The following is a 24,385-nucleotide window of genomic DNA, read 5'->3' as shown; positions in this document are numbered from 1 at the left end:
CGAGTGGAAAAAATCCATCATAACAAAGTCCTATCGATAAAAAAGTATAAGAGACTAGATCATTGTCTTAATACTGATCTGGGACAACAAAAAAAGAACCTGATATCCTAGGCACTCTTCGAGTTAACTTATCTTTAGGTAGTATTGAATCATGCAGATCAAAGCAACCACTTTCGCTCAGTGGTTAGTTCAGGGTGACTATTATCAGCTTGAATTAGAAGCAGAGCAGCTGTTGTTTACCTCACATAAATTCCAAGTATCGGTGCCATTTGATAAATGGAGTGGAAAGGTGACTTTTCAAAGAGGGTTGGTTTGGGGTTCTCTTTGTTTTTACAATCGTAATGAGAAAGTGGCATGGCGAGTTTCAGGCTTACCGTGGCAAGAGTGTGATGCCATTATCAATACGGTTTTAAATGCCTATGCCGATTGGAAAGAATCTAAGATAGCGATGTTAAATCAGCTAAAACCACAAATGCTAGATTTAGTAGAGAGTTTTGTTTCTCAACGTCGTTTTCTTAAACAAACTGAAGCCTTAATGATGGTTGAAAAGCTGTATGATCTTTTTGAGCAAACAGGTCTTTCAATACCACTTGCCGAGCAGCTGCAACCAGACTGTATTGCTCCGGTATTAAATTGGCTCACCGATCCAGAAGAGCAACTAAAAGAGCTGAATGAAACATGGTTAGAAGCGCAAAAAGTAGAATGGAAAGCGTTCTTTTCTGAATGTGAATCTCAGCCATTAAATGAATCTCAACAAAGTGCATTATTATTAAATGAAGATCACACCTTAGTATTAGCTGGGGCGGGTTCAGGAAAAACCAGTGTACTTGTAGCACGAGTACGCTATTTAATTGAAAGTGGCCAAGCCCAAGCTGATGAGATTTTATTACTTGCTTTTGGTCGTCAAGCAGCTCAAGAAATGTCAGGTCGGATTATAGAAAAGCTGGGATCTGATATTGGACAAAAAGTAAAAGTAGCGACCTTTCATCAACTTGGTTTAGATATTATTCGTCATGTTGAATATCAACAACCAAAACTGTCTTGTTTAGTGACCGATGTTAAGTCACGTAAAGAGTGGTTTAGTCATGTTCTTGATTCTGAATGGAAAAATGCGACAGCAACCAATCGTTGGAAAAAGCACCTTAAAAAGTGGCCGATAGCCTACTTGAGAGGGGATGTTGATTTAAAAGAAGAGTCACATAACGAAAAGTTGCAAGAGTGGCTGTATAAGCAAATTTGCCAATTAAATGCTTTGCAACTTGATAAGAAAGTGATTGTTGAACGAATCGAAACCCATGTGGATTCTGCTCGTTTGAAAAGTGAATTAAATATCGTTTGGCCATTTTTTAAAGCGTATGAGCGAACATTAAAGCACGAAGAAGCCATTGATTATGAATTGATGATTTCAAAAGCTAAGCAATATATTAATGACAAAAAATACGATTTGCCTTGGTCTTTTGTGATGGTTGATGAGTACCAAGATATTTCGCCTCAACGTTTGGATTTAATTGAAGCGATTTGTCATAACGAAAATACTCACAATACTAAAGCGACGTTATTTGCTGTTGGTGATGATTGGCAAGCTATTTATCGCTTTGCAGGGGCAGATGTATCGCTAACGACTGGATTTGAAAAGCGTTTTCAATCAACTCAAATAGCTCAGTTATCGACAACTTATCGCTTTAATGATCAAATTGGTGCGGTTGCGAATCGCTTTGTTCAAGAAAACCCAATGCAGCTTAAAAAAGAGTTGATAAGTTTTACTAAGCAAAAGAGAAAAGCGGTTAAAGTCATAGAGCACAGTTCAATAGAAAAAGAATTACTGTCTTTATCTAAGAATGCGCGTAAAGGTGAGAATGTCGTTATTTTAGGGCGCAATCATAACCATAAACCGGATAATTTTGACGAATGGCTGAAATATTACCCAGGGCTAAACTTGGAATATAAAACCTGTCATGCCAGTAAAGGAACCGAAGCGGATTATGTCTTTATTGTGGAGATGACAGAGGGGCAGTTCCCAATGAAATCAAGAGCAGAGTCGCTTGATGGGGCGTTACTTCCTCACGAAGAAGAGTTTAGTTATGCGGAAGAGCGTCGTTTATTTTATGTGGCATTAACCAGAGCAAAAAGAAAAGCGTGGGTGGTTTATCACGGTAAACCTTCTCCTTTTGTTCAGGAATTAGTAGATAAAGATTACCCAGTGATCATTGAATAATATGTAGCTATATCATAGTTATAAAAAAGCCCTTACTTCTATTGCTGACTATGAGTAATAGAAGTAAGGGCTTTTTATTTATTTGAGAGAAAGAAAAGTAATTATAGGCGTTCTGCTAAATACGCTTCGTAATCAGGGATTTCAATTTCAAGCTCTTTAGTCATATTTGGTGATGTGATCATTAATTTCGCACTAGAGCGGTTCATTGCAACAGGTACGTTCCAAACTGTCGCGATACGTAATAATGCTTTTACATCAGGGTCGTGAGGCACTGCGTTGAGGGGATCCCAGAAGAAGATCATCATGTCGATTTTACCTTCTGAAATCAATGCTCCTAATTGTTGATCTCCCCCCATAGGCCCACTTAATAGACTTTTAATTGCTAGGCCAGTTTCTCTGCTAAGCATGTTGCCTGTAGTACCTGTACCAAATAAAAAATGACCTTGTAATGCTTCCTTGTTTTCTTTTACCCAACGTAGAAGTTCTGGCTTGTAATGATCATGAGCTACAAGCGCGATATTTTTATGGGCTGGGATAATCCGTGTTGTCTTTTTCATTAAGGTTCCTTATTTTTTAATTTCTTACAGACTAATTCTTTTTTATCTCAATCAAATGACAATGCAATTATTGTGGTGCTGCCACAAAAAACGTTGGACGGTATTCCGCCGGAGAAAGAGAATCAAGTAATACATTTTTTGGTAAATATTGAGGTGTTAATACCTCAATGGTTGGCGATAATCTAAAAGGCAATGGAGACTTATTTAAATAGCCAATAGCTTGCTGAATACTGAGTCGGCCTTGTAGTACCATTTTATCGGTAGGAGAAAATAACACACGTTTACGAAGTAAACCGCGATAGACCGCATGGCTTAGATAAGTTGAGACCAGTTTTACTTGGTTTTGCATCTTTCGGCTCGCTAATTCGCTGATAGCCACCTCAATTGCGACAGCACCACCGACCAAATAGTCTAATTTTTCACTTTGAAGCGCATCTTGAATAAGATTACGTTGCAGCTCTTTACTGTTATCGCCCCAATAGGTTGCACTAACGATAATGTCACTCTCTTTGATTGCATCATTAAAGCCTTGTGTTACAGGCTTTGTACCTCCACGAGTTTTAGGCCCAGGAAGCCAGCCGACATAGGTAAGCCCCGAGTCTTTTGGGTGCTGCTCGGCGAGAAATTGGCCGGCTTTAAATCCCATTTGATACCAATCAACACCAACTTCGCCTAGATGATAAGGCGCATTCGGCGGGTACGAACTGATTAATTGATTTACGGTTGCAAAAACCGGTATGTTTCCAGTGAGCGCTTTTAAGTCACTTTGATAAGCAATTGGATCAACCGTCCCTAAAATAATCGCATCTGCACCAAGTGAGACACACTGCTTTATTTGTTTTTTTTGACGGTCGACATTTGGGTAGCCACCAGATTCATAGACGGTTAATTCAACGTTATTGAGTTTTGCTTCCTCAACCATGCCGTAATTAACAGAAAGCCAGTAGGAATCTTTTAAATGTGGGTAAATAGCACATAACTTCCATGATTCATTTGCGTTCGCAAGGGGAGACAGCAAGATTGAAAATAGTAGAATAATTATGGGATTAAAAGTAAGTTTCATGGTCTCTTCGCACTGACTTTAGGTTGGTGATATGATACTCGCATTACTTCTTTTTCTAAAGTGTATTCAAGATTATGTTATTTGCTTCTACAGGGATCGGTCGCAAGCTGTTTCTTACTTTCATGGTAATGATCGCCCTGATGGCTTTTGGGTCTGTCGTGGGGGTTCTTGGCTTCTCATATGTTGAAAAAACCGAAAGAACGGTGATTGATTCTGCTATTCCTGCGGTAATTGAAGCTCGTTATATCTCGGACTTGAGCACTAAGATCATTTCCACATCTCAGTTATTATCCCAAGTCGATTCTGAACAAGAGCGAAAAACTTACGGTAAAGAGTTATTCACGTCGATTGAAAGTTTATACGTTCGTTTAAAAGGGTTAGGGGTCTATCCGTTTGATAAAGCGCTACTGACTCGATTGGATCGTCAAGTTCAAGAGATCGTCGATAATTTAGCAACAATGGGTAATAACGTTGGTGAAAAGGTCGTTTTACATCAGCTTATTCAAGAAAAAAGTCAGAAATTAACAAAAACCGCACTGCAGTTAGAAGAGCTATCACGCTCTCAAGTATTGAATTCGAATACAATTACGATTGCAAATGTCGTTAAGATCTACGATTTAGTCGATAATGGTGATAAAGAGGCTGTTTATAAAGCATTGGATACTTTGGTTGAGATCGATCTTGATTTAGCGGAACGGTTACATGAATTACGTCTATTGACCTTTAAAGTCGTCAATACTATCGATGATGCAAGAAATAGCCACAATATCGCTAAAGTTGAGAAACTGCGCCAAGATTTTACTCGTGATATGACGATTATTACTCGTCGTGTGCAAGCGGTAGAAGATCCGAGTCGAACGCAACAAATGTTAATGCTAGCGAATAATCTTACCAAAAGTGAACGCCTTTTCAGTGAACTGATCCAATTGGTTAATATTAATAAGAAACTCAAAGCATTAAGTGACGAGAATATACATCAATTTCAAGAACTAAACCTCACGATAGCTCAGTTGCTTGAACAAGCCAATGACGTAACTCAGCAAGCGGTTGCTGATGTGAATTTTGTACTTAAAGTGGTACAGCAGCTACTGATCTCAATCACCTTATTAGGGCTATGTTTAGTTATTTATATTATGTGGCGCTATGTTTATGCTCGCGTGATCATGAGACTAAACCAATATGAACAAGCGATTACCGATGTTGCAAATGGAAAACTGGATATTGAGTTAGATACCTCTGGTGATGATGAACTAGCTCAAATGGGGCGCTCGATCTTAGTTGCCCGTGATACAGCACAAGAGCTTCAAGATTATAAAGACAGTTTGGAATTACAAATTGCACAGAGAACCCAAGAATTAAAATCCAGTAACGAACTGTTGAATGTGGAAATTATCAATCATGACAAAGCACGAGATTTAGCAGAACAAGCGAACCGAGCGAAATCTGCATTCTTAGCAACCATGAGCCATGAAATTAGAACACCTCTTAATGGTGTGCTCGGTACAGGAGAATTACTCCGAGGTAGTGGCTTAACGGCACAACAGAAGCAATATGTCGATATCATTAACCGCAGTGGTGAAAACCTTCTTGATTTACTTAATGATATTTTGGATTACTCAAAAATAGAAGCCGGTCATTTATCTATTCGGGCAGTCAATTTTAATATTCATTCAATGATCTCTGATGTTCACCACCTATTTAGCTCCAGAGCACAACAAAAAGGTATTACCTTAGCGTTTGATGTTCCTGCTGACTTACCTGCGTGGTGGATTGGAGATTGCACTCGAATTCGACAAGTACTCAATAACTTTGTTGGTAATGCGGTTAAATTCACTCATACCGGAAGTGTCACAATTCAATTACACGTTATTTTAGATACCACACTGCTATTTGAAGTTGTAGATACTGGTGTTGGAATTGCTAAACATGAAATTGGCAGCTTATTTGAAGCCTTTACTCAAGCTGAAGAAGGTCAGAAAGTGTATGGCGGCACAGGTTTAGGGTTAGCAATTAGTCAGCGTCTTATTGAAGCGATGGATGGTGAAATCGGTGTGGAATCTAAAGAAGGGTTAGGGAGCACATTTTGGTTCTCTTTAGAATTAGAGGAAGGGCACTGTATTACTGTACCTAACGAGGATAGCATTATTCCCGAAGTACCTTCTGCTCATTTACTTTTAGTTGAGGATAACCCTGTAAATCAAATGGTTGCAGTTGGTTTTCTTGAACGTTTAGGGCATAAAGTAACCGCTGTTGATACAGGTTTACTTGCCGAAGAAGCATTGAAAAAAGAGAAATTTGATATGTTACTTCTTGATATTAATTTACCAGATACCGATGGCGTAACATTACAAAAAAGATTAAGAGATATTGAGCAAGAAAAAGAAGGTAGCAATGAATACACCCCAATACTTGCTGTTTCTGCTCATGTATTTGATGAAGATGTAGAGAGCTATTTAGCTGCAGGCTTTGATGGTTTTTTAGCAAAACCTTTAGTTGAAAATCAATTAATTAAAATGTTGAATCGCTTTTTGAGTGAGGCGTATCAAACTCAAGGTATAAATGAGTGTATCGAGACTGAGAATTGGCCCCAAATAGCCACTGAGATAATAGAAGAGAATTCAATGATATTAAATGAAAAAGTACTTCAAGGTGATTTAGCTGTATTAGGCGAAGAACGCATGCTTAAAATCATTGGTTTATTTAAACACTCATCTAAAGAAAATGTCCTTTTATTGCAAGAAGCGATTAACAGTGGAGAGGCGTACCAAGTAAATCAGTTAGCTCATAAGTTGAAAGGTTCAGCAGGAAGCTTAGGACTAATGCAGCTTCATGCTCTTTGCCATGCTTATGAAGATAATGGTAAAAAAGGGAATGTCTCAGACTGTGATTCAATAGAGTTAAATAAAGTTTATGAAGACGCATTGGTAGCGATTGAGCAGTTTTTCGACAAGTGAAATTAAATTCAAAAACATTTAATATTAAAATGAATTTAATTTCATGTATTCATGATATTTATCAGTTAATTATTGTTATTTCTTTATATAATTCAATTTATTAGTTGTTTTTATCTTGGAGAGATTAGTGAAACAAATTGGACGTTTATCGGTAGGATATAAAATAGCAATTCCATTATTGGCGATTGTTTTTCTATTTAGCATTATTTCTATTTTAACGGTTGTAAAATTAAATCAGCAGGAAGAGATTAACTATAAGCTTGTTGAACTTGTTCAACCTGTGAATGAAAACTTGGAAGATGCTTATCGAGATCTTTATCAAGTAACAGCGGCAGTGCAGGGGCTAATGTTATCAACAACAGTAGCAGAAATTGAGCATCATACTTTTGAATTTAAAGATAATGCATATAAAGCACTTCCTCGCATGAAGAAAGTACAAGAGCTCTATCAAGCAAATATTTTGCCTTCTAACACACAGTTTGAATTGACTACTTTAATTACGGCTGCAGAAAAATGGATTCAACTATATGAACCTTTATTTTCTGACCCAAATAATGCTCAACAGTACTATCAACAAAATAGTGAGCAGTTAGATGAACAATTTAAGACTATGCGTAAGCAATTAAAGTCTATTAGTCGTTTGATCATGGCTGAGCAACTTAAGCTAAGAGAGTTGAATCGTGAAGGTATCGACTCTATAAAGCTTATTGCAGAGGTTGGTGCAGGAAGTGCAATCCTGTTTGCTTTATTTACTATTTGGTTACTAATTAAGTGGATTGTAAAGCCGATTAAATCTCTTGAACAAGCAATGTCAGATGTTGCTTCTGGTGATGGGGATCTAACACAACGTATTATTGTGTCTTCTGAGGATGAAATTGGAAAATTAGCGCAAGCATTTAATTTATTTGTCTCAAAAATCCATTGCACTGTATCTGATGTTATTATTTCATCTAATACCGTTCGAACTGAAATGGATAATATTCAAGGTATAACAAAAAATATTGCTGAGTTTTCTTCGAGTCAGCAACAAGAGAGTGAAGTTGTTGCTGCTGCTGTACATGAAATGCAAGTGACAAGCAGTACTGTAAATGAGAGTGCAAATGAAGCAGCTCAAGCAAGTCTAGGTGCAACATCAGAAGCCGAAACAACAGAAACTATTTTACAACAGACGGTTATTTCGATTCAAAGCTTAGCGGATGAGATTACACAAGCTGGTTCAGTCATACATACCTTAGATAGTGATGTATCTAATATTGCCTCAATACTTGATGTTATTAAAGGCATTGCTGAGCAAACAAACTTACTCGCATTAAATGCAGCAATTGAAGCGGCTCGTGCCGGCGAACAAGGTCGTGGTTTCGCTGTTGTAGCAGATGAGGTAAGAGCGTTAGCAAGTAAAACTCAAGACAGCACTGGTGAAATTCAGAAAATGATTGAGCGCTTGCAAGCTGGAGCAAAAGAAGCTGTTACGGCAATGGAATCAAGCACTCAAAGTGGCCAAGAAACGATTGAATTAGCAAATCAAGCTTCACAGTCATTACAACAAATTACGAGCGCTATTGTTATCATGAATGACATGAATACTCACATTGCAGCCGCGGCTAATGAGCAAAATCATGTTAGCGGTGATGTGAATGCTAACGTGCAACGTATTGCAGATAATAGTACGCAAATGGTAGTTATGGTGAGTAGCTCTGAGAATGCTTGTATTGCTTTATCTGAGCAGTGCGAGCGATTAGATAATTTAGTCTCGCAATTTAAAGTTTAGTATTTATATTTATATTTATATTAATTTTAGTTGGTAGACAAGGTTATAAATAAAGCAGCCCATAATATGTTATGGGCTGTTTTTTTTCTTATGATAGAGAGTGTTATTTAGTCTCTAAGACTGATGAAATAAAACGCTCTTTTGTTTCTTTATCCGCTTTTTCATACCAATAATGTAGCATTTGCTCTGCAGTATTTTCACCTTGTTCGTTTCTGATCTCTTTATGAGTAACGGTCACCATACCTTCTTTGAAAGCGGCAGGGTTACTTGTAGTATTAAATTGTGCTAATTCAAATTGAATATTTCGACCGACTTGAACACCATGGTGAATGAGTTGAGCTTGAGCAAATGGGATTGTTTTTTCGTTTTTATCAATTAAGTTCCAATTCAGCTCAGTATTAAAAGCTTCTGCTTTTTCTGGTGAATTATAGGTTGGGAATTTAAACGTAACGTCAGTATCTGACGCTGAAAATTTAGAAATGATAATGTCACTCGATACAATGATATTATCTTTTCCTTGCTTAAATACTGGGTTATATCTAAAGGCAATTTGGTGCTCGCCATTTTCTAATTCAAGCGTAGATGATGTTGAGAAAAAAGAACTTTCAAGTTCCACTTCTTGGTTATCAACCAGTAATAGCTCAACGTCACCAGGAACGGTTAATTGAATCGCAGCTTGTGCACTGACAGAAGAGAGAATACAAAGGCTGGCAGCAAAGAGAGAATGGATTTTCATTTAGTACACCTAATCATAATAATTTGATTAAGTGTACTTAGATTATAAGTGTAAGGGAATGATAATATTGATTTAGAAGTTGTAGCTAATTCCAGCATAAGTTGTGCCAAAGTCATAACCAATACCATCCATTATTGCACGCGCAATATTATGACCAGCAGTAAGACTAAAGTGTTCATTGATGTCATACCCCGCTTCAAAGCCATAAGATAGGCCTAAAGCACTACGACTTTGGCTTCCTTTTCCTATATAGCCTAAGTTGTTGTCTTCTAGGTAAAAATCAATATCCATATCTAGATAGTAATAACCATAACCAAACATACTGGTAATAAAGAAATCTGATTCAAAAACATAAGCTCGATATTTTAAATTTGCTCCAAAAAAGTGTGCGTCAATGTGGCTTTTAGCGTATTCATTACCTTCTTTCCAATCATAATCAAAACTCCCCATATTATTATATTCAAGCTCTACTGACATATAAAAGGTTTCACTTATCGGGAAGTCATAACCTCCTTTTAAATTAAATCCTCCATCTAAGTCAGTTTGTACTCCCAAGAAAGTGACGGAAGAGTTTTCGATATTGGTTGTAATGTAGTAACCTGATTTGTCTGCTTTTACTGAAAATGAAAAAATAGTAATTAAAAAGAAATAATAGAATCGCATAGATATATCACCGATAAGTATTTATTTAACCTAGTTTAGTTTGTTTTGAGAATGAATTAAACAATTTGGTAACATTTTCATACATAGTTTTCAACAACATTCGGTAATATTTACTCACAAAACAAAAATACGTTATATTAGAATTCACCTCGCTTTATAAACGTGTTTGGAATTATTTTATGTCAACGATTCGAGTGCTTGTTTCTACTTCTTATGATCCTTGGTTTAACTTAGCCGTTGAGGAAAGTATCTTTCGTTCTATGCCTAACGATCAACGTGTGCTTTTTTTATGGCGCAATACAGATTGTGTCGTAATAGGCCGAGCTCAAAATCCATGGAAAGAATGTAATACTCGAAAAATGGAAGACGATGGAATTACTCTTGCTCGCCGATAAAGTGGTGGTGGGGCTGTATTTCATGATTTAGGTAATACTAATTTTACGTTTATGACAGGTAAGCCAGAATACAATAAAGAACAGTCGACTCGTATTATCTTAGATGCGCTCACTACACTGAACATAGAAGCAAAAGCGACGGGGCGAAATGATCTCGTAGTTGAGAGTAAAGAAGGGGAAAGGAAGTTTTCAGGCTCAGCGTATCGAGAAACAATGGATAGAGGCTTTCATCATGGAACTTTGCTATTAAATGCTGATCTAAGCCGACTAGCGAATTATTTAAATCCAGACCCTAAAAAACTTCAAGCAAAAGGCATTACCTCAGTACGTTCTCGCGTGACCAATTTAAGTGAAATCAATCCAGATATTAGTCATGAAAGTGTTTCAGAGGCTATTTTATCGGCTTTTTCCTCTTATTATAATGAAACGGTAGAACCTGAATATATCTCACTGGATTCATTGCCAGACTTACCTAATTTTATCGCTAATTTCGAACAGCAGAGTAGCTGGGATTGGAACTTTGGTCGTAGCCCTGAGTTCACTCAAACATTAAGTGAGCGTTTTGTATGGGGTGGCGTTGATCTTCACCTAGACATAAAAAAAGCCCAGATAGTTAATGCAAAACTCTTTACTGACAGCCTTGACCCTGCACCATTAGAGATGTTAACAAACGCCTTGATTGGCCAACCTTATAACGTTGAAACGTTCAACCAAGTAATTAGTCAAGTAGGTGATGTTTTTCCTAACAATCTAAATGAACTCGCAGAGCTAAAAGCGTGGATAAAAACGGCTATTGCATAAGTAGAGAGACATAAAAAAGCCCCTAGCTAGAGGGGCAAGTGTTTCCATCGCTTTCTTATAATATGTGTTTCTTAATTAACCAAAGTCGCCGTTCACGTAACCTTGAGTACGGTCGTCTTTAGGGTTTGAGAAAATAACGTGTGTGTCATCGTGTTCAACTAATTCACCCATTAAGAAGAAAGCTGTTTTATCTGAGATACGACGCGCTTGCTGCATTGAGTGAGTCACAATCACAATGGTGTAATCTTTCTTTAGGGTTTCCATTAGCTCTTCAATCTTATGCGTAGCTATTGGATCCAGTGCCGATGTTGGTTCATCCATTAGAATAATATCTGGCTCCATTGCAATCGTGCGTGCAATACATAGACGTTGTTGTTGGCCGCCTGATAATCCAAAAGCATGAGATTTTAAACGATCTTTAACTTCATCCCATAATGCAGCACTGCGTAATGATTTCTCTACAACGGCATCTAATACTTTCTTATCTTTCACGCCTTGTGCTTTTAAGCCATACGCAACATTTTCATAAATACTCATTGGGAATGGGTTCGCTTTTTGGAAAACCATTCCTACCTTGATACGCAGGTCGGCAACATCAATATTACCGTAGATATCGTCACCATCTAGACTTACAAGCCCTGTAATTTTTACGCCTTCAATCAAATCATTCATGCGGTTCAAACAACGAAGTAAGGTTGATTTACCACAACCAGATGGCCCAATTAACGCGGTCACTTGTTTTGCAGGAATAGGTAAGTTAATGCTTTTTAGTGCTTGGTTTTGGCCGTAAAAAAGATCTAGATTTTCAATATTAAATTTGTTCATTGTCGTTTCCTTACTGACTGCATCTTATGCCGTGCAATCAGCGAATAATAAGTGATAATTAATAAGTTGATTAATAAATTAGTAAGACGCTTTGCTGATTTTTCGAGCCAATAACTTGGTTAGCGTGTTAATTATTAATACAAGCACAATCAATACTGTTGCTGTGCCGTAAGCTTGGTTCCACTCTTCAATCGTAAATAGCTCTGTGGTTAGCTTGTATAGGTGAACCGTTAACGTTCGGCCTGAATCAAGCAGTGAATCAGGAATACGAGCAACCATACCTGCCGTTAAGAATACAGGAGCCGACTCACCAATAACGCGACCAATACTCAAGATAACAGAAGTGATGATACCAGGCATCGCACTTGGTAAAATCAGACGCCAGATAGTGTATATTTTTGATGCGCCTAGTCCGTATGAGCCTTCACGAAATGTTTGAGGTACTGCCATCAATGCTTCTTCGGTGGTACGAATGATTACAGGCAAAATCAAGATACTTAGTGTTAATGCACCCGATAAGATAGAGAAGCCTAAACCTAGAATTCCGACAAAGAAAGTCATACCAAATAAACCAAAGATAATCGATGGAATACCAGCTAATGATTCAGTACAAAAACGGATAACCTTGACTAGTTTACTGCCGACTTTGGCATATTCTGTTAAGTAAATGGCGGTCATGATCCCAAGTGGCGCAGCAACGGCAATCGATGCTAATACCATATAAAGAGTTGCGATAATCATTGGGAAGATGCCGTGCTCTTCGCCTGTACGAGTATAATTATCTGTGATGAATGACCAGCTTACGTGTTGTAGGCCATTCGATAGGATGTACCAGATAATCCAAAATAAGAAACCGACGGTAACTGCTGCTGATAACCAAATGAATCCTGCGGCAATTTGGTCTTTAATATGACGTTGCTTTTTTAATTTATTCATTGTCTTATCTCGCTGTTTCACGATTTAGATAAAGAAGGATGCCATTAAGAGACATGATAAATACAAGAAGCACAACGCCTGTTGCATACAATGCACTTGCGTGAATACCACTTGCATAAGACATTTCAATCGCGATGTTTGCTGTTAGCGTTCGAGCTGAATCTAAGATACCTTCAGGCATTGCTGGTGCATTACCCATAACCATGATGATTGCCATGGTTTCACCAAGAGCACGAGCGATACCAAGAATAACGCCTGTCATGATGCCAGAACGAGCAGCAGGAAGAAGAATACGGAAGATGGTGAATATTTTAGAAGCACCTAACGCCAATGAACCTTCTTTGTACGTTGCAGGAACAGCTCTAATCGATGTTTCTGATACCGTAATTACAGTAGGTAAAATCATGACGCCTAGTACGATAATACCAGCAAGGATGGTGTTACCCGCAGGAACTTGGAATACGTCTTGGATTAATGGAACAATAATAACCAGACCAAAGAAACCATAAACAACGGATGGGATACCAGCAAGTAGTTCAACGGCTGGGCGAATAATATTAGCAACGCGCTTTGGTGCGATTTCAGCGATAAAAATAGCGGTTAATATCCCAACCGGAACACCAACAACGACAGCACCAAGAGTAGAAACTACTGACGCTACAATCATGGTGAAGACACCATACAATGCAGGTGGTAGCCAATCTTGTCCTAAGACAATGCCACTTACGCCAGCTTGTTGAAATGCAGGGATACTTTCTTTAACGATAAAGTAGGCAATAGTAGCCAAAGATAGCGTACCGATGACGGCACAGCTAAGAAATAATGCATGGAAAATACGCTCTCGCCAATCTACGCGCTTCTTTTGGCGTAATGGACTTTGAGACGGTTTATCTTGCTTGAGTGTATTTTGATTATTCATTGCGATGGTCATAATAAATACTCACATGTCGAAAAATTCGAAATGGAAAAATGCCTGACCTTCGCAGGTCAGGCAAAAAGGTAATAATTAGTTTACTGAGATGTAGCCTTTCTTTTCTACAAGATTTTGAGCTGTTTCTGATGTCATCCAGTTTAGGAATTTGTCAGCTTCAGCAGATGGCTTACCTTCTTTGTAAAGAACAAGGAAAGGACGAGATACTTTGTATGTGCCATTTTTAATGTCAGCAACACTTGGTTCTACGTTATCAATAGCCAGTGCGTGAACTGAGTTATCAACGGTGCCTAGAGAGATATAACCAATGGCATATGGGTTACTTGCAACCATTGTTTTTAGCGCACCGTTACCATTAGCAACTTGAGCTCGTTGCGAAATAGCAGAAACTTTCATTCCAGATATTTTCTTCTTAAGGCTCATGATGTCTTCAAATGCGCCACGTGTACCTGATGCTGTATCACGAGTGATAGCAACGATTGGCTTATCTTCACCACCAACCTCTTTCCAGTTTTTAACTTCGCCTTTATAGATAGCAGTCACTTGCTCTGATGTTAGTCCTTTAAGTGTATTGCTTGGGTTAACGACAACCGCAATACCATCATGTGCAACAATCAGTTCTTTTAATGTTGCTTCTTTTTCTGATGATTTAAGGTTACGTGATGACATGCCTAAATCAGCAGAGCCATTTTTTGCCGCCTTTACACCAGCTGAAGAGCCAGGTCCTTGAACTTCGATGTATACGTTTGAATGTTCTTTCATGTAAGTTTCAGAAAACATTTCCATAAGAGGTGTCACGCTGCTTGAACCAACGGCAGAAATAGTTTCTTTCGCTGATGTTGGTAATGCTACTACTGAACTCAGAATTGCTAGTGCGCCGATAACTGACTTTTTCATTTTCATTTCCTTTATGAGGCATACGTGCCGGATTAAGTTGACGAGGCCACTTTAGAAAATTTATGTGACAGTAATATTTCAGTTTTCTTAAAAGTGTATGACAGAAGGGAGAGGTGGGAATTTTTATTAAGTGATTTTTTTTATTTCTATTTGTTTTTAATAGATATTTTTATTGTTCGAATAAAAATAAAGGCGGTGAGCCTTATGGGGTCACCGCCTTTAATTAAATGAATAAAACTGTTTTTAGTAGCTGCAAATAGAACAATTAGGCATTTTTGCTAGCTTCATTTCACGCCAACTCATAGAAAGTGCATCTAACATTAGCAATTTACTGATTAATGGCTGACCATAGTTCGCTAATACTTTAATAGCTTCTAGCGCTTGTGTAGCACCAATGATCCCAACAACAGGAGACATCACTCCCGCTTCTACACAGGTAAGTGCTTGTTGACCAAATAAACTGCTTAGGCATTGATAGCACGGCTCGTTAGCTTGATAAGTATAAACACTTACTTGACCTTCCATTCGAATCGCAGCACCAGATACAAGCGGTGTTTTAGATTCAAAGCATAAACGATTAAGTTGATTACGAGTATCTACGTTATCTGTGCCATCTAAAACCAGATCATGACTTGCAATAAGTGAACGCAATTCATCATCAGATAAGCGCTTATCAAACGTATCAATCTGGCAATGAGGGTTAATGCGATTTAATGCCATTTTTGCAGAGATGACTTTTTTCTCACCAATCGTCTCATCACAATGCAGCACTTGACGTTGTAAATTAGAGAGCTCAACGGTATCGTCATCAACAAGTGTGATCTTACCTATCCCTGCGGCTGCTAGGTATTGGCTTGACGCACAGCCTAAGCCTCCGGCACCAATAATAAGTATTGAGCTCTCTTTTAAGCGTTCTTGGCCATCAAAATCAAAGTTGCGTAAAATGATTTGACGGTTATAACGTAGCATTTCTTGATCGGTTAATTCAGTCATTGAAAATACTCTTAATATAGAGAGGAATTAAACAATTCAATAGTGACCATTTCACCGGCTTCAACACGGCCACGTTCTCGCTCTAGTACCACAAAGCAGTTAGCCATGCTCATTGAACTAAACGCGCCTGAGCCTTGGTTGCCTGTGGTTGCTACTTCAAACTGACCTTGAGTATTAATAGAGTAAATACCACGTTGGTAGTCAGTACGACCTGGACGTTTTTTAAATAGAGTCGTTGCAACGGCAGGAATCGCTTTTGGAGCTTCCCACTGCGTATGACCTGCTAATTTCGCTAGCATTGGTTGTACTAATACGTACATGGTTAGCATGGCAGAAACAGGGTTCCCCGGTAATCCACAGAAATAAGAGTCTGGTAAATTACCAAATGCGAAAGGTTTACCTGGTTTTATTGCTAGCTTCCAGAAACCAATTTGGCCAAGTTCATCTAGAATGTCTTTTGTATAATCCGCTTCACCGACGCTTACGCCACCCGAAGTAACAACGACATCCGCTTCTTTATCTGCTTTTAAGAACACTTCTTTTAGTGTTTCAGGACAGTCAGGAATGATACCTAAATCAATGGCTTCACAACCAAAGCGTTCGATGAGTACTTTGATACCATAGCGGTTACTGTCATAGATCTGACCATCTTCTAGCGGCTGACCTAGTGGTTTAAGCTCATCACCTGTCGAGAAGAAAGCCACTTTTGGTTTATTAACTACCGGAATATCATTAATGCCTAACGAGGCAATTAAGGGAATATCACGCGGTGTTAAGCGGTGACCTTTTGCTAATACAGTTTGACCTTGAGCAACATCGTCACCAATTGGGCGAATGTTGGTCTGTGGTTTTACATCAGCTAAAGTAAGATCAAAGGTAATGTTGCCTTCTGAATCAGATGTCAGTTCTTGCATAATAACAGCATCGCAACCTTCAGGGATTTTTGCGCCTGTCATGATACGAATGGTTGTTTTCTCTGGCCATTGACCTTCAAAAGGAGTCCCAGCAAAAGATTTACCAGCTAGAGGTAGTGTTAAAGATTGTTTTAAATCAGAGATACGAACGGCATAACCATCCATTGCAGAGTTAGCAAACGGAGGAACATTGATTGGTGAACAAATGTCTTCAGCCAATACAAAGCCAATTGCGTCAGCTAATGCTAATGTGCTTGTTGATGAAATAGGAGAAACTTGAGATAAAAGGGTCTCTAAAGCGGTTTCTACTGGGATCAAATCTTGAGTTGCGCAGCAATCCATCATGGTACTCTCTAGATTAATAGTAATAATGACAGAACATTACCATATTTTGACTAATAACATCTAATAGACCTAGCAAAATCAGGGTGTATTTCTGTCACAGAGCGGGTATCCTTAGCGAAGTTCAATTGATTATGGAATTTGGAGTATACGATGTCATCACTCAGTGAATCAGCCATATTAGTACGTGACGCTCTCGTTGCGCGTGGTCTTGAGACGCCAATGAAGGAAAATGGAATTAGTCGCGAAGAGAAAAAAGAACGTATAGAAGAACACATGCGTGAAATCTTAACGTTATTAAGCCTCGATCTTACTGATGATAGTTTAGAAGAAACACCTCATCGAATTGCGAAAATGTACGTAGATGAAATTTTTTCTGGTTTAGATTATACAAACTTCCCAAAAATCACTGTAATTGATAATAAAATGAACTGTGATGAAATGGTGCGAGTAAACGATATTACGCTAACCAGTACTTGTGAACATCACCTAGTCACTATTGATGGAAAAGCTACGATTGCTTACATTCCTCGTGAAAAGATCATTGGTTTATCAAAAATTAATCGTATCGTTCGTTTCTTTGCGCAGCGTCCACAAGTTCAAGAGCGTATGACACAACAAATTTTAGTGGCATTACAGACCTTACTTGGCAGTGATGATGTGGCGATTACGATGGAAGCGACGCATTACTGTGTTAAGTCTCGCGGTGTTATGGATGCAACAAGCAGCACGACAACAACAGCGCTTGGTGGGATTTTTAAAAGAAATCCAGCAACAAGACATGAGTTTTTAAGCGGTATCCGCTAGATATTAGTTATTTAAAGATTAAAGATTAAAGATTAAAGATTAAAGATAACAAACAGACAGTAGAAAGCCCGTGATTTAATAAGTCACGGGCTTTTTTATCGTTTAATTTTTACAGAAGGGGACTGAACATTGAGAAGAAGCGTTCAGTAAATCTATGCGGTAAGTTTCGCTGTTGCCATACCGCAAGTTCAATAGGGGTCGATTGTTCTAGATAACCGTTTAAAACCCAAGCTAGTTGTTTGGTAAATTCAGGATCATCAACGATTAAACTGACTTCAAAATTTAACCAAAAGCTACGCATATCTAAATTAACGGTACCGATAATACAATAGCTATCATCAATCACTACTGATTTGGTATGTAGTAGGCCGCCATTGAATTCATAAATATGAACGCCTGCTTTTAATAGAGTCTCAAAGAAAGATTTTGAGGCCCAGCTAACCATTAAAGAATCATTCTTTTTAGGCAAAATTAGCTTAACTTCAACCCCACGATGAGCAGTAGTCCGTAACGTATGCAACAGTATTTCGCTTGGTACAAAATAAGGCGTAGTGATGGTGATTGATTTTCTTGCCTGATTTATTGCGGTAATTAGAACTTGTTGAATAATATCATCTGGCATACCAGGCCCAGATGGAACCACTTGTGTTGTATGGTTAAATGGGTCGATTGAAATAGGGCATTCAGGCAGGGCGGGTAATTCTCTTATCCCTGTTTCTACTTCCCAATCCCATGCGTGAATGGTATTTAACACGGCGACGTTAGGTCCTGTAAGACGAATCATAACATCTACCCATTGTCCTACGCCTGAGTTTTGTTTGAAGTACTGAGGATCAACCAAGTTCATTGAGCCTGTGTAAGCCACCTTATTATCAATGATAACTATCTTACGATGTAGGCGTAGATCTAATCGACGGAAGAACATACGAAATGGACTTACGCTTAATGCTTCTACGATGTTAACACCCGAATCTTTAAGCAGCTTTGGCCAGTGACTTTTGAAAAAATCGATACTACCTGCCGAATCTAAAAGTACGTTAACTGTTACTCCTCGTTTTGCGGCTTTGATTAATGCACTGGCAACACTATCGGCTAATCCACCATGATGCCAAATGTAAAACTCCATATTGATTTCATGTTCTGCTGTTTCAATATCTCGAACAATCGCGGTTAGTATTTCTGAGGGGGTATTAAGTAGAGATAAGGTGTCCCCACTGAGTGCGGGAATGCCTACTCTATTAGAACAAAGGTTGTGTATTGATGAAATTCGATGAGATATCGAGTTTGGTTGGTGATGCTGACAGTGATGAACTTGTGCAAACCACTCTTCATAAGGCGTAAACATTGCTTTCGCTCGCTCGCCTCGGGTACGGCCTAAATTTAACTCACCAATAAGAAAGTAAGCGATTACCCCAAGAACAGGGATAATGTATATGATCATTAACCAGGCGAGTGAGACGCCAACGGGTCTTGGTTTGAAAACAACACGTATGGTTACCCCAGCTACTAAAAGCCAGTATAAGATAAAACCGATAAGAGTAAGCGCTTGATAAAATTTATCCATTAGCCTTCGATAATAAGAATAGTAAGTGAATCTATATTAAATCAGGAGTCGCAAGAAATAAGTAGGAATTAAGGAAAATATTTACAAAATAAAGGGTATTGATGGTTTTGTAAACACTTGAGTTAAAAAAGAGGGCTATACGTTAAAAAATATAGCTATTGGGGTTTCAATTTTATTCTCAAACTGTTTTACTTGCAAATATTGAGCATTACTTAACATTTTTTAGAGTGTACATAATTATATACACCACTTTGATGCTCATATACAAACACAGTGCATATACAACAATATAGAATAATTGGAGAACTTGTAGCTATGAGCAATACCACTAAGCCCCGTGATACCTGGGGTTCAAAATTAGGATTTGTAATGGCTGCAGCAGGATCTGCTGTTGGTCTTGGTAATATTTGGAAATTTCCATATACAGCTGGTGAGAATGGTGGTGGTGCATTTGTTGCTATTTACTTATTCTTTGTAATTTTTATTGGTTTTAGCGTAATGCTAACCGAATTTGCTATTGGCCGTCGTACTCAAAAATCTGCAGTTGGCGCATTTAAGTCAACAGATCGTCGCTGGACGTTTGCAGGTGTTATTGGGGTTGTCAGTGGTTTATTAATAATGGGCTTTTACCCTGTTGTAGGTGGTTGGGCTATTGCTTACATCGGTAAGGTTGGTACAGGTCTTTTAGATGCGCCTGAGGCGATTGGTGATAGCTTCGGTGGGTTTATCTCTGATCCAGTGCAACCATTAATGTGGATGGGCTTCTACCTACTGCTAAATATCGTTATCGTAATGAAGGGTATTTCTGGTGGTATCGAGAAGGCTGGTAAGGTATTGATGCCTTTACTATTTTTGATTCTTGTTATTGTTTCAGTAAAAGGACTAATGCTTCCTGGTGCAATGGCAGGTCTTGAATTCCTATTTAGCCCTGATTTCTCTAAGATTGACAGTAACGTTATTCTTGCTGCACTTGGTCAAGCATTCTTCTCTCTGTCTCTGGGTATGGGTTGTATGATGACTTATGGTTCTTACTTGAAGAAGAAAGAGAACTTAGTTCAAACAACAGCAATGGTTACTGCGATGGATACGGGTGTTGCTATCCTTGCTGGTGTTGCAATGTTCCCTGCAATGTTTGCTTTCGGTATGGCACCAACAGCTGGCCCTGGTCTAGTGTTTGTTGTTGTTCCTCAACTGTTTGCTGAAATGGGCGGTGTAATTGGTCTTTTACTTGCTCTGATGTTCTTCATTGGTTTAAGTGTTGCGGCATTAACATCTTCAGTATCTTTACTAGAAGTTGTGGTTTCTTACTTAATTGATGAGAAGAAATTTACTCGAGTGAAAGCCGTAATTGCAGCAAGTACTGTAATGGCTATTTTATGTGTATTTGCTTCTTTATCGTTAGGCGGCTTAGGGCCAACTCTGTTTGATACTGGTGCATTTGATATCTTTGATTTATTAACAGACAAGATCTTCCTAGCGGTAGGCGGTATGTTGGTATGTATCTTTGCTGGTTGGAGACTGAAGCGTGAAGATCTTGAAGATGAGATCACAAACGGCGGCGAAGTGAAATTCCCATTGTTTGGCCTATGGTACGCTCTAGTTAAGTACATCATCCCTGTTGCAATCGCAATCGTTGCATTTATGGGTATCTCATCTGGATTTGATGGTGGCAAAGGTCCTATCATGTTACTAGGTGTTGCTATCATTGCTGGTTCAGCGCTAATCTCGAAGAAATTCTAATCTAGATAGCACTCGCAGCAAGTAGATAAATAAAAACGAGAGTCTCATCGCTCTCGTTTTTTTATGTCTAAAATTAGGGAATATCAATTCAAGTACTATTTGATTAATCATTAATTGTATAGCTATACACAAAACATAAAAGTTATAAATATAAAAAAGCCTGATAAATAATCAGGCTTTAATTTTAAATTTTAGTGTTCAATTAGCTTATTCAATCTCGCCATCAATGTAATACCACTTACCATTTTCTTTTAAGAAACGAGAGTGCTCTTTTAATTGATGTAGTTGACCATCTTCAGAATAGGTAGCTTTGAATGATACAAAACCTTCATCGTCAGTTTGATTAGATAAGTGCGCGGAGATCACTTTTAGTTTACGCCAATTGAGCTGGATTGAATCCTCAATACCTTCTCTAAATTCTTCCGCTTTACATGATGGATGATAAGTATCAATAATGTATTGGGTGAGCTGTTTTACATGAGCGCTGTAACGAGAGCGCATTAATAGCTCAGGTGTTGTTGCTAAGACGTGGTTGTTGTGAATTGGCTCACAACACACTGAATAATTCTTCTTGGTGCCACATGGACAGTGATTCGATTTAGACATGAATAGGTATTACTCTTAGTTTGCTATGTCATCTACCCATTCGGCAGATTCTTTATAGCAGGTAGTAAATTCTTGTTCGCTCATCTTTAATGCTATACAACATTTAGATACGACCGACCAATTGGCTTTTTCATAACTTTCAATTGCCAATATCAGCATACCAAGGGCTCCTTTACGTTCTGTCAGGGCCAGTTTTATTTCTGTAGAAATAGGCAAGTGTTGAATTAAGCTATTTAAAGGTTGGTCTAATAATGGTTCTAACAATGAAAATAAGCCGACCAAAAAGGCTTGGCTTGGTTCAAGGTTAATATTTGTTTTCGTCACGATAAGTTCACAGAGCTTAGCTCGATGAATGGATAACGTATATAGAGATTGCGGTTTGTGTTGTGTCGCGTGAGCTACAGCAACTAAAGAGACAAATTGACGTAGTTTCGTTTCGCCTAAATAAACTAATGCCTGTTTAAAAGAGGTGATAGGTTTGTCAATAATAGAAGAGGCATTAACAAAACGCAGTAATTTATAAGACAGTGATACATCTTGTACTAAGTATTTTTCGACCGCATTAAAATCAACAATAGGTGCTGAAATTTCTTGATACAGCTGCATTATTGATAATTGATTAGGTTGAATTGCGCGTTGTTGTAGCATTTCTGGTTTACTAAAAAAGTATCCTTGAAAATAAGTAAAGCCAGCTTCTTTGGCTTGTTCAAATTCCTCATAGGTTTCTACTTTTTCAGCTAAAAACGCAATTTTATATTTATCACAATGACGGATAAATAGTTTTGCTTTTAATATTGGGATCGCACGGATATCAAATTTAATGATATCAATATAAGGAAGAAATGGCGTCCAGTCTGGGCTCGGCTCAAAATCATCCAGTGCGAGTTTATACCCACGTTCTGAGAGAGTCTTAACAGCATCAAGAAGTTCTTGATTTGGAATGCAATCTTCAAGTATTTCAATAACTAAATTATTAGAATTAAATAGCGCAGGAACAAGGTTGATTAAACTCTGCTGAGGAAAGTTCACAAAACCTAATTTATCATTGGTTGCATTACAGTGTGAGCTAAGAAAGTGGTCAGACAATAATCGACTTGTTGCTTCTTCCGCTTCAACGGCTGGAAACGTATTTTTTGGTCCATCACGGAACAATAATTCGTAACCAATTGTATTTTTCTTTATATCTAAAATTGGCTGACGGGCAACATATGAGTACATAACAACTATTCTCTACAGCGTGTTGAATCGAAACTTGAGTCATCATAATCCCTTTATTACAAAAAGACTATGATTCTCCTTATGGCAAAGATAAAGAGGGGTCAGTAATGTGATTTATTTAAAACTTTTATTATGAAGCGTATATTTATTGTTCTTATATTCGAGAATAGATCCTTGTGTATACCAGTCTCCTAGCACTATACGGGTCATTTCTTTAGTCTTGTGATTAAAAGTATGCACATTAGGACGGTGTGTATGACCGTGGATCAGTCTTTCTACCCCTTCTTCTAACATCACTCTTTCAACTTCACTTTGCGTTACATCCATTATAGTCAATGTTTTGTGTTGCTTCTTTGCTTTTATTTTATCTTGAACATTTTTAACTATGCGCTGGCGTATAAATAGGGGAATGCGATTGAATACCCATTGCAGCCATGGTTGATGCACTTTAGCGCGAAACTCTTGATATTTAATATCATCAATACACAGAGTATCTCCATGCATGATAAGCACTTTTTCGCCATCGAGTTCAATGACTGTGTGATCTGCTAAAAGTTGAACGCCTGTTTCTTTGCAAAAACGTTTATTTAATAAGAAATCACGATTACCTTGAATGAAGTAACACTCAACACCTTGCTGAGTTAGGGCTTTAAACGCTTCTTTAATTAGGACATTAAATGGTGAATTATCATCATCGCCAATCCAGAATTCAAATAAGTCGCCTAAGACATACAATTTATCTGCGTGAATAGCTTCATTCTTCATAAAATCGATAAAACAATCTGTGATATCGGGACGAAGTGGGGAGAGGTGGAGATCTGAGATGAATAAAATAGTCATAAAATGCTTTTAGTCATGAAAAAGATGCCAGCCCGAGAGCTGGCATAAAAACAGAATTATTCTGTAATTGTAGTACCAGTGATGAATACTTCTTCAATTGGAACATCTTGGTGTACATAACCGTAGTTACCAGTTGCAACGTTTTTAATTGTATTAACTACGTCCATACCTTCAACAACTTCAGCGAATACACAGTAACCCCAACCATCCATAGACTCAGATTTAAAATCTAGGAATTTGTTGTCGTTTACGTTGATGAAGAATTGAGAACTTGCAGAATGCGGTTCCATAGTACGAGCCATTGCTAATGTACCTACTTTGTTGCTTAGGCCATTGTTTGCTTCGTTTTTGATTGTTGCACGGCTTGTTTTCTCTTCAAGACCAGAAGTCATACCGCCGCCTTGAACCATGAAGCCATCAATTACACGGTGGAATAGAGTATTGTCGTAGAAACCTTCTTGACAGTATTGTAGGAAGTTAGCACAAGTAGCCGGTGCTTTGTCTTCGTGAAGTTTAACTGTGATGTCACCAAAAGATGTGTGAAGGATGATCATTGAATTACCTTTGTAATTGTATTAAATAGAATTTGATTTTACCTAAGATTAACGCGGATCTACAGG

General features: G+C 38.2%; 20 protein-coding genes and 1 pseudogene. 6 read left to right on the top strand and 15 right to left on the bottom strand.

All coding sequences use genetic code 11. From position 1 onward, the window contains the following. Nucleotides 1–151 precede the first annotated feature (151 nt). Nucleotides 152–2,215 (top strand): DNA helicase IV, encoded by a 2,064-nt coding sequence (gene helD / locus AC2INI_RS08750; protein ID WP_122033114.1) that lies wholly within the window; start codon nt 152–154, stop codon nt 2,213–2,215. Nucleotides 2,216–2,316: 101 nt separating this feature from the next. On the opposite strand, the gene AC2INI_RS08745 is transcribed toward helD, so the two are convergent. Both AC2INI_RS08745 and torT read right to left on the bottom strand, forming a co-directional pair. After that, entirely contained in the window at nt 2,317–2,772 is a 456-nt protein-coding gene (locus tag AC2INI_RS08745; RefSeq protein ID WP_486304628.1) for a methylglyoxal synthase, read from the bottom strand. A gap of 67 nt (nt 2,773–2,839) precedes the next feature. Beyond that, the gene (torT, locus tag AC2INI_RS08740; RefSeq protein WP_486304627.1) at nt 2,840–3,835 is read right to left on the bottom strand and encodes a TMAO reductase system periplasmic protein TorT; all 996 of its coding nucleotides are present in this window, start codon (nt 3,833–3,835) and stop codon (nt 2,840–2,842) included. 74 nt (nt 3,836–3,909) lie between these two features. Here torT and torS point away from each other — a divergent pair, with 74 nt between their 5' ends. Together torS and AC2INI_RS08730 are read left to right on the top strand one after the other, a co-directional pair. Continuing rightward, nucleotides 3,910–6,789, top strand: coding sequence for a TMAO reductase system sensor histidine kinase/response regulator TorS (gene torS, locus AC2INI_RS08735; protein WP_486304626.1), 2,880 nt, complete (start codon nt 3,910–3,912; stop codon nt 6,787–6,789). 127 nt (nt 6,790–6,916) lie between these two features. Next, on the top strand, nt 6,917–8,557 hold the full coding sequence (locus tag AC2INI_RS08730) for a methyl-accepting chemotaxis protein (RefSeq protein ID WP_486304625.1): 1,641 nt from the start codon (nt 6,917–6,919) through the stop codon (nt 8,555–8,557). A 103-nt stretch (nt 8,558–8,660) separates the two neighbouring features. Here AC2INI_RS08730 and AC2INI_RS08725 read toward each other — a convergent pair whose 3' ends face one another. Together AC2INI_RS08725 and AC2INI_RS08720 are read right to left on the bottom strand one after the other, a co-directional pair. Further along, entirely contained in the window at nt 8,661–9,293 is a 633-nt protein-coding gene (locus AC2INI_RS08725; RefSeq protein WP_486304624.1) for a YccT family protein, read from the bottom strand. 72 nt (nt 9,294–9,365) lie between these two features. Continuing rightward, nucleotides 9,366–9,956, bottom strand: a complete 591-nt coding sequence (locus tag AC2INI_RS08720; RefSeq protein WP_122033108.1) for a porin family protein — start codon at nt 9,954–9,956, stop codon at nt 9,366–9,368. 179 nt (nt 9,957–10,135) lie between these two features. Here AC2INI_RS08720 and lplA point away from each other — a divergent pair. Continuing rightward, nucleotides 10,136–11,152, top strand: a pseudogene (gene lplA, locus AC2INI_RS08715) (lipoate--protein ligase). Nucleotides 11,153–11,227: 75 nt separating this feature from the next. Here the strand turns inward: lplA and pstB are convergent. From pstB to moeA, 6 genes are all read right to left on the bottom strand, one after another. Further along, nucleotides 11,228–11,977 (bottom strand): phosphate ABC transporter ATP-binding protein PstB, encoded by a 750-nt coding sequence (pstB, locus tag AC2INI_RS08710; RefSeq protein ID WP_045102397.1) that lies wholly within the window; start codon nt 11,975–11,977, stop codon nt 11,228–11,230. Between the two features lie 78 nt (nt 11,978–12,055). Next, on the bottom strand, nt 12,056–12,913 hold the full coding sequence (gene pstA / locus AC2INI_RS08705) for a phosphate ABC transporter permease PstA (RefSeq protein WP_486304623.1): 858 nt from the start codon (nt 12,911–12,913) through the stop codon (nt 12,056–12,058). Nucleotides 12,914–12,917: 4 nt separating this feature from the next. Beyond that, nucleotides 12,918–13,844, bottom strand: coding sequence for a phosphate ABC transporter permease subunit PstC (gene pstC, locus AC2INI_RS08700; protein WP_045102395.1), 927 nt, complete (start codon nt 13,842–13,844; stop codon nt 12,918–12,920). A gap of 75 nt (nt 13,845–13,919) precedes the next feature. After that, nucleotides 13,920–14,741: a phosphate ABC transporter substrate-binding protein gene (locus tag AC2INI_RS08695; RefSeq protein ID WP_122033106.1), complete on the bottom strand. Its 822-nt coding sequence runs from the start codon at nt 14,739–14,741 to the stop codon at nt 13,920–13,922. Nucleotides 14,742–14,984: 243 nt separating this feature from the next. Beyond that, complete coding sequence (moeB, locus tag AC2INI_RS08690) at nt 14,985–15,734, bottom strand: molybdopterin-synthase adenylyltransferase MoeB (RefSeq protein WP_122033105.1); 750 nt, start codon at nt 15,732–15,734, stop codon at nt 14,985–14,987. An 11-nt stretch (nt 15,735–15,745) separates the two neighbouring features. Beyond that, nucleotides 15,746–16,990, bottom strand: a complete 1,245-nt coding sequence (moeA, locus tag AC2INI_RS08685; RefSeq protein ID WP_486305714.1) for a molybdopterin molybdotransferase MoeA — start codon at nt 16,988–16,990, stop codon at nt 15,746–15,748. A gap of 153 nt (nt 16,991–17,143) precedes the next feature. On the opposite strand from moeA, the gene folE reads away from it, so the two are divergent. Then, nucleotides 17,144–17,797, top strand: a complete 654-nt coding sequence (gene folE / locus AC2INI_RS08680) for a GTP cyclohydrolase I FolE (RefSeq protein WP_486304622.1) — start codon at nt 17,144–17,146, stop codon at nt 17,795–17,797. Between the two features lie 109 nt (nt 17,798–17,906). Here the strand turns inward: folE and cls are convergent, their stop codons facing one another. Continuing rightward, nucleotides 17,907–19,361: a cardiolipin synthase gene (gene cls / locus AC2INI_RS08675; RefSeq protein WP_122033102.1), complete on the bottom strand. Its 1,455-nt coding sequence runs from the start codon at nt 19,359–19,361 to the stop codon at nt 17,907–17,909. Between the two features lie 315 nt (nt 19,362–19,676). On the opposite strand from cls, the gene AC2INI_RS08670 reads away from it, so the two are divergent. After that, complete coding sequence (locus tag AC2INI_RS08670) at nt 19,677–21,101, top strand: sodium-dependent transporter (RefSeq protein WP_122033188.1); 1,425 nt, start codon at nt 19,677–19,679, stop codon at nt 21,099–21,101. Between the two features lie 207 nt (nt 21,102–21,308). Here the strand turns inward: AC2INI_RS08670 and AC2INI_RS08665 are convergent, their stop codons facing one another. From AC2INI_RS08665 to AC2INI_RS08650, 4 genes are all read right to left on the bottom strand, one after another. Then, nucleotides 21,309–21,707: a YchJ family protein gene (locus AC2INI_RS08665; protein ID WP_122033101.1), complete on the bottom strand. Its 399-nt coding sequence runs from the start codon at nt 21,705–21,707 to the stop codon at nt 21,309–21,311. A gap of 15 nt (nt 21,708–21,722) precedes the next feature. Further along, a complete protein-coding gene (locus AC2INI_RS08660) occupies nt 21,723–22,925 on the bottom strand; it encodes an EAL and HDOD domain-containing protein (protein ID WP_486304621.1) in 1,203 nt (400 codons plus the stop codon). 114 nt (nt 22,926–23,039) lie between these two features. Continuing rightward, entirely contained in the window at nt 23,040–23,765 is a 726-nt protein-coding gene (lpxH, locus tag AC2INI_RS08655) for a UDP-2,3-diacylglucosamine diphosphatase (RefSeq protein ID WP_122033099.1), read from the bottom strand. 56 nt (nt 23,766–23,821) lie between these two features. Beyond that, the gene (locus AC2INI_RS08650; RefSeq protein ID WP_486304620.1) at nt 23,822–24,319 is read right to left on the bottom strand and encodes a peptidylprolyl isomerase; all 498 of its coding nucleotides are present in this window, start codon (nt 24,317–24,319) and stop codon (nt 23,822–23,824) included. Between the last annotated feature and the right edge of the window lie 66 nt (nt 24,320–24,385).

It is taken from the genome of Aliivibrio friggae, assembly GCF_057368515.1.
The sequence above is the reverse complement of the archived record's forward strand: the minus strand, read 5'-3'. Positions and strand labels throughout refer to the sequence as shown.

Bases quoted from the DNA above. Each gene is read 5' to 3' on its own strand.
- helD (WP_122033114.1), top strand. From the start codon at position 152: ATGCAGATCAAAGCAACCACTTTCGCTCAGTGGTTAGTTCAGGGTGAC.
- AC2INI_RS08745 (WP_486304628.1), bottom strand. From the start codon at position 2,772: ATGAAAAAGACAACACGGATTATCCCAGCCCATAAAAATATCGCGCTT.
- torT (WP_486304627.1), bottom strand. From the start codon at position 3,835: ATGAAACTTACTTTTAATCCCATAATTATTCTACTATTTTCAATCTTG.
- torS (WP_486304626.1), top strand. From the start codon at position 3,910: ATGTTATTTGCTTCTACAGGGATCGGTCGCAAGCTGTTTCTTACTTTC.
- AC2INI_RS08725 (WP_486304624.1), bottom strand. From the start codon at position 9,293: ATGAAAATCCATTCTCTCTTTGCTGCCAGCCTTTGTATTCTCTCTTCT.
- AC2INI_RS08720 (WP_122033108.1), bottom strand. From the start codon at position 9,956: ATGCGATTCTATTATTTCTTTTTAATTACTATTTTTTCATTTTCAGTA.
- pstB (WP_045102397.1), bottom strand. From the start codon at position 11,977: ATGAACAAATTTAATATTGAAAATCTAGATCTTTTTTACGGCCAAAAC.
- pstA (WP_486304623.1), bottom strand. From the start codon at position 12,913: ATGAATAAATTAAAAAAGCAACGTCATATTAAAGACCAAATTGCCGCA.
- pstC (WP_045102395.1), bottom strand. From the start codon at position 13,844: ATGACCATCGCAATGAATAATCAAAATACACTCAAGCAAGATAAACCG.
- AC2INI_RS08695 (WP_122033106.1), bottom strand. From the start codon at position 14,741: ATGAAAAAGTCAGTTATCGGCGCACTAGCAATTCTGAGTTCAGTAGTA.
- moeB (WP_122033105.1), bottom strand. From the start codon at position 15,734: ATGACTGAATTAACCGATCAAGAAATGCTACGTTATAACCGTCAAATC.
- moeA (WP_486305714.1), bottom strand. From the start codon at position 16,990: ATGGATTGCTGCGCAACTCAAGATTTGATCCCAGTAGAAACCGCTTTA.
- folE (WP_486304622.1), top strand. From the start codon at position 17,144: ATGTCATCACTCAGTGAATCAGCCATATTAGTACGTGACGCTCTCGTT.
- cls (WP_122033102.1), bottom strand. From the start codon at position 19,361: ATGGATAAATTTTATCAAGCGCTTACTCTTATCGGTTTTATCTTATAC.
- AC2INI_RS08670 (WP_122033188.1), top strand. From the start codon at position 19,677: ATGAGCAATACCACTAAGCCCCGTGATACCTGGGGTTCAAAATTAGGA.
- AC2INI_RS08665 (WP_122033101.1), bottom strand. From the start codon at position 21,707: ATGTCTAAATCGAATCACTGTCCATGTGGCACCAAGAAGAATTATTCA.
- AC2INI_RS08660 (WP_486304621.1), bottom strand. From the start codon at position 22,925: ATGTACTCATATGTTGCCCGTCAGCCAATTTTAGATATAAAGAAAAAT.
- lpxH (WP_122033099.1), bottom strand. From the start codon at position 23,765: ATGACTATTTTATTCATCTCAGATCTCCACCTCTCCCCACTTCGTCCC.
- AC2INI_RS08650 (WP_486304620.1), bottom strand. From the start codon at position 24,319: ATGATCATCCTTCACACATCTTTTGGTGACATCACAGTTAAACTTCAC.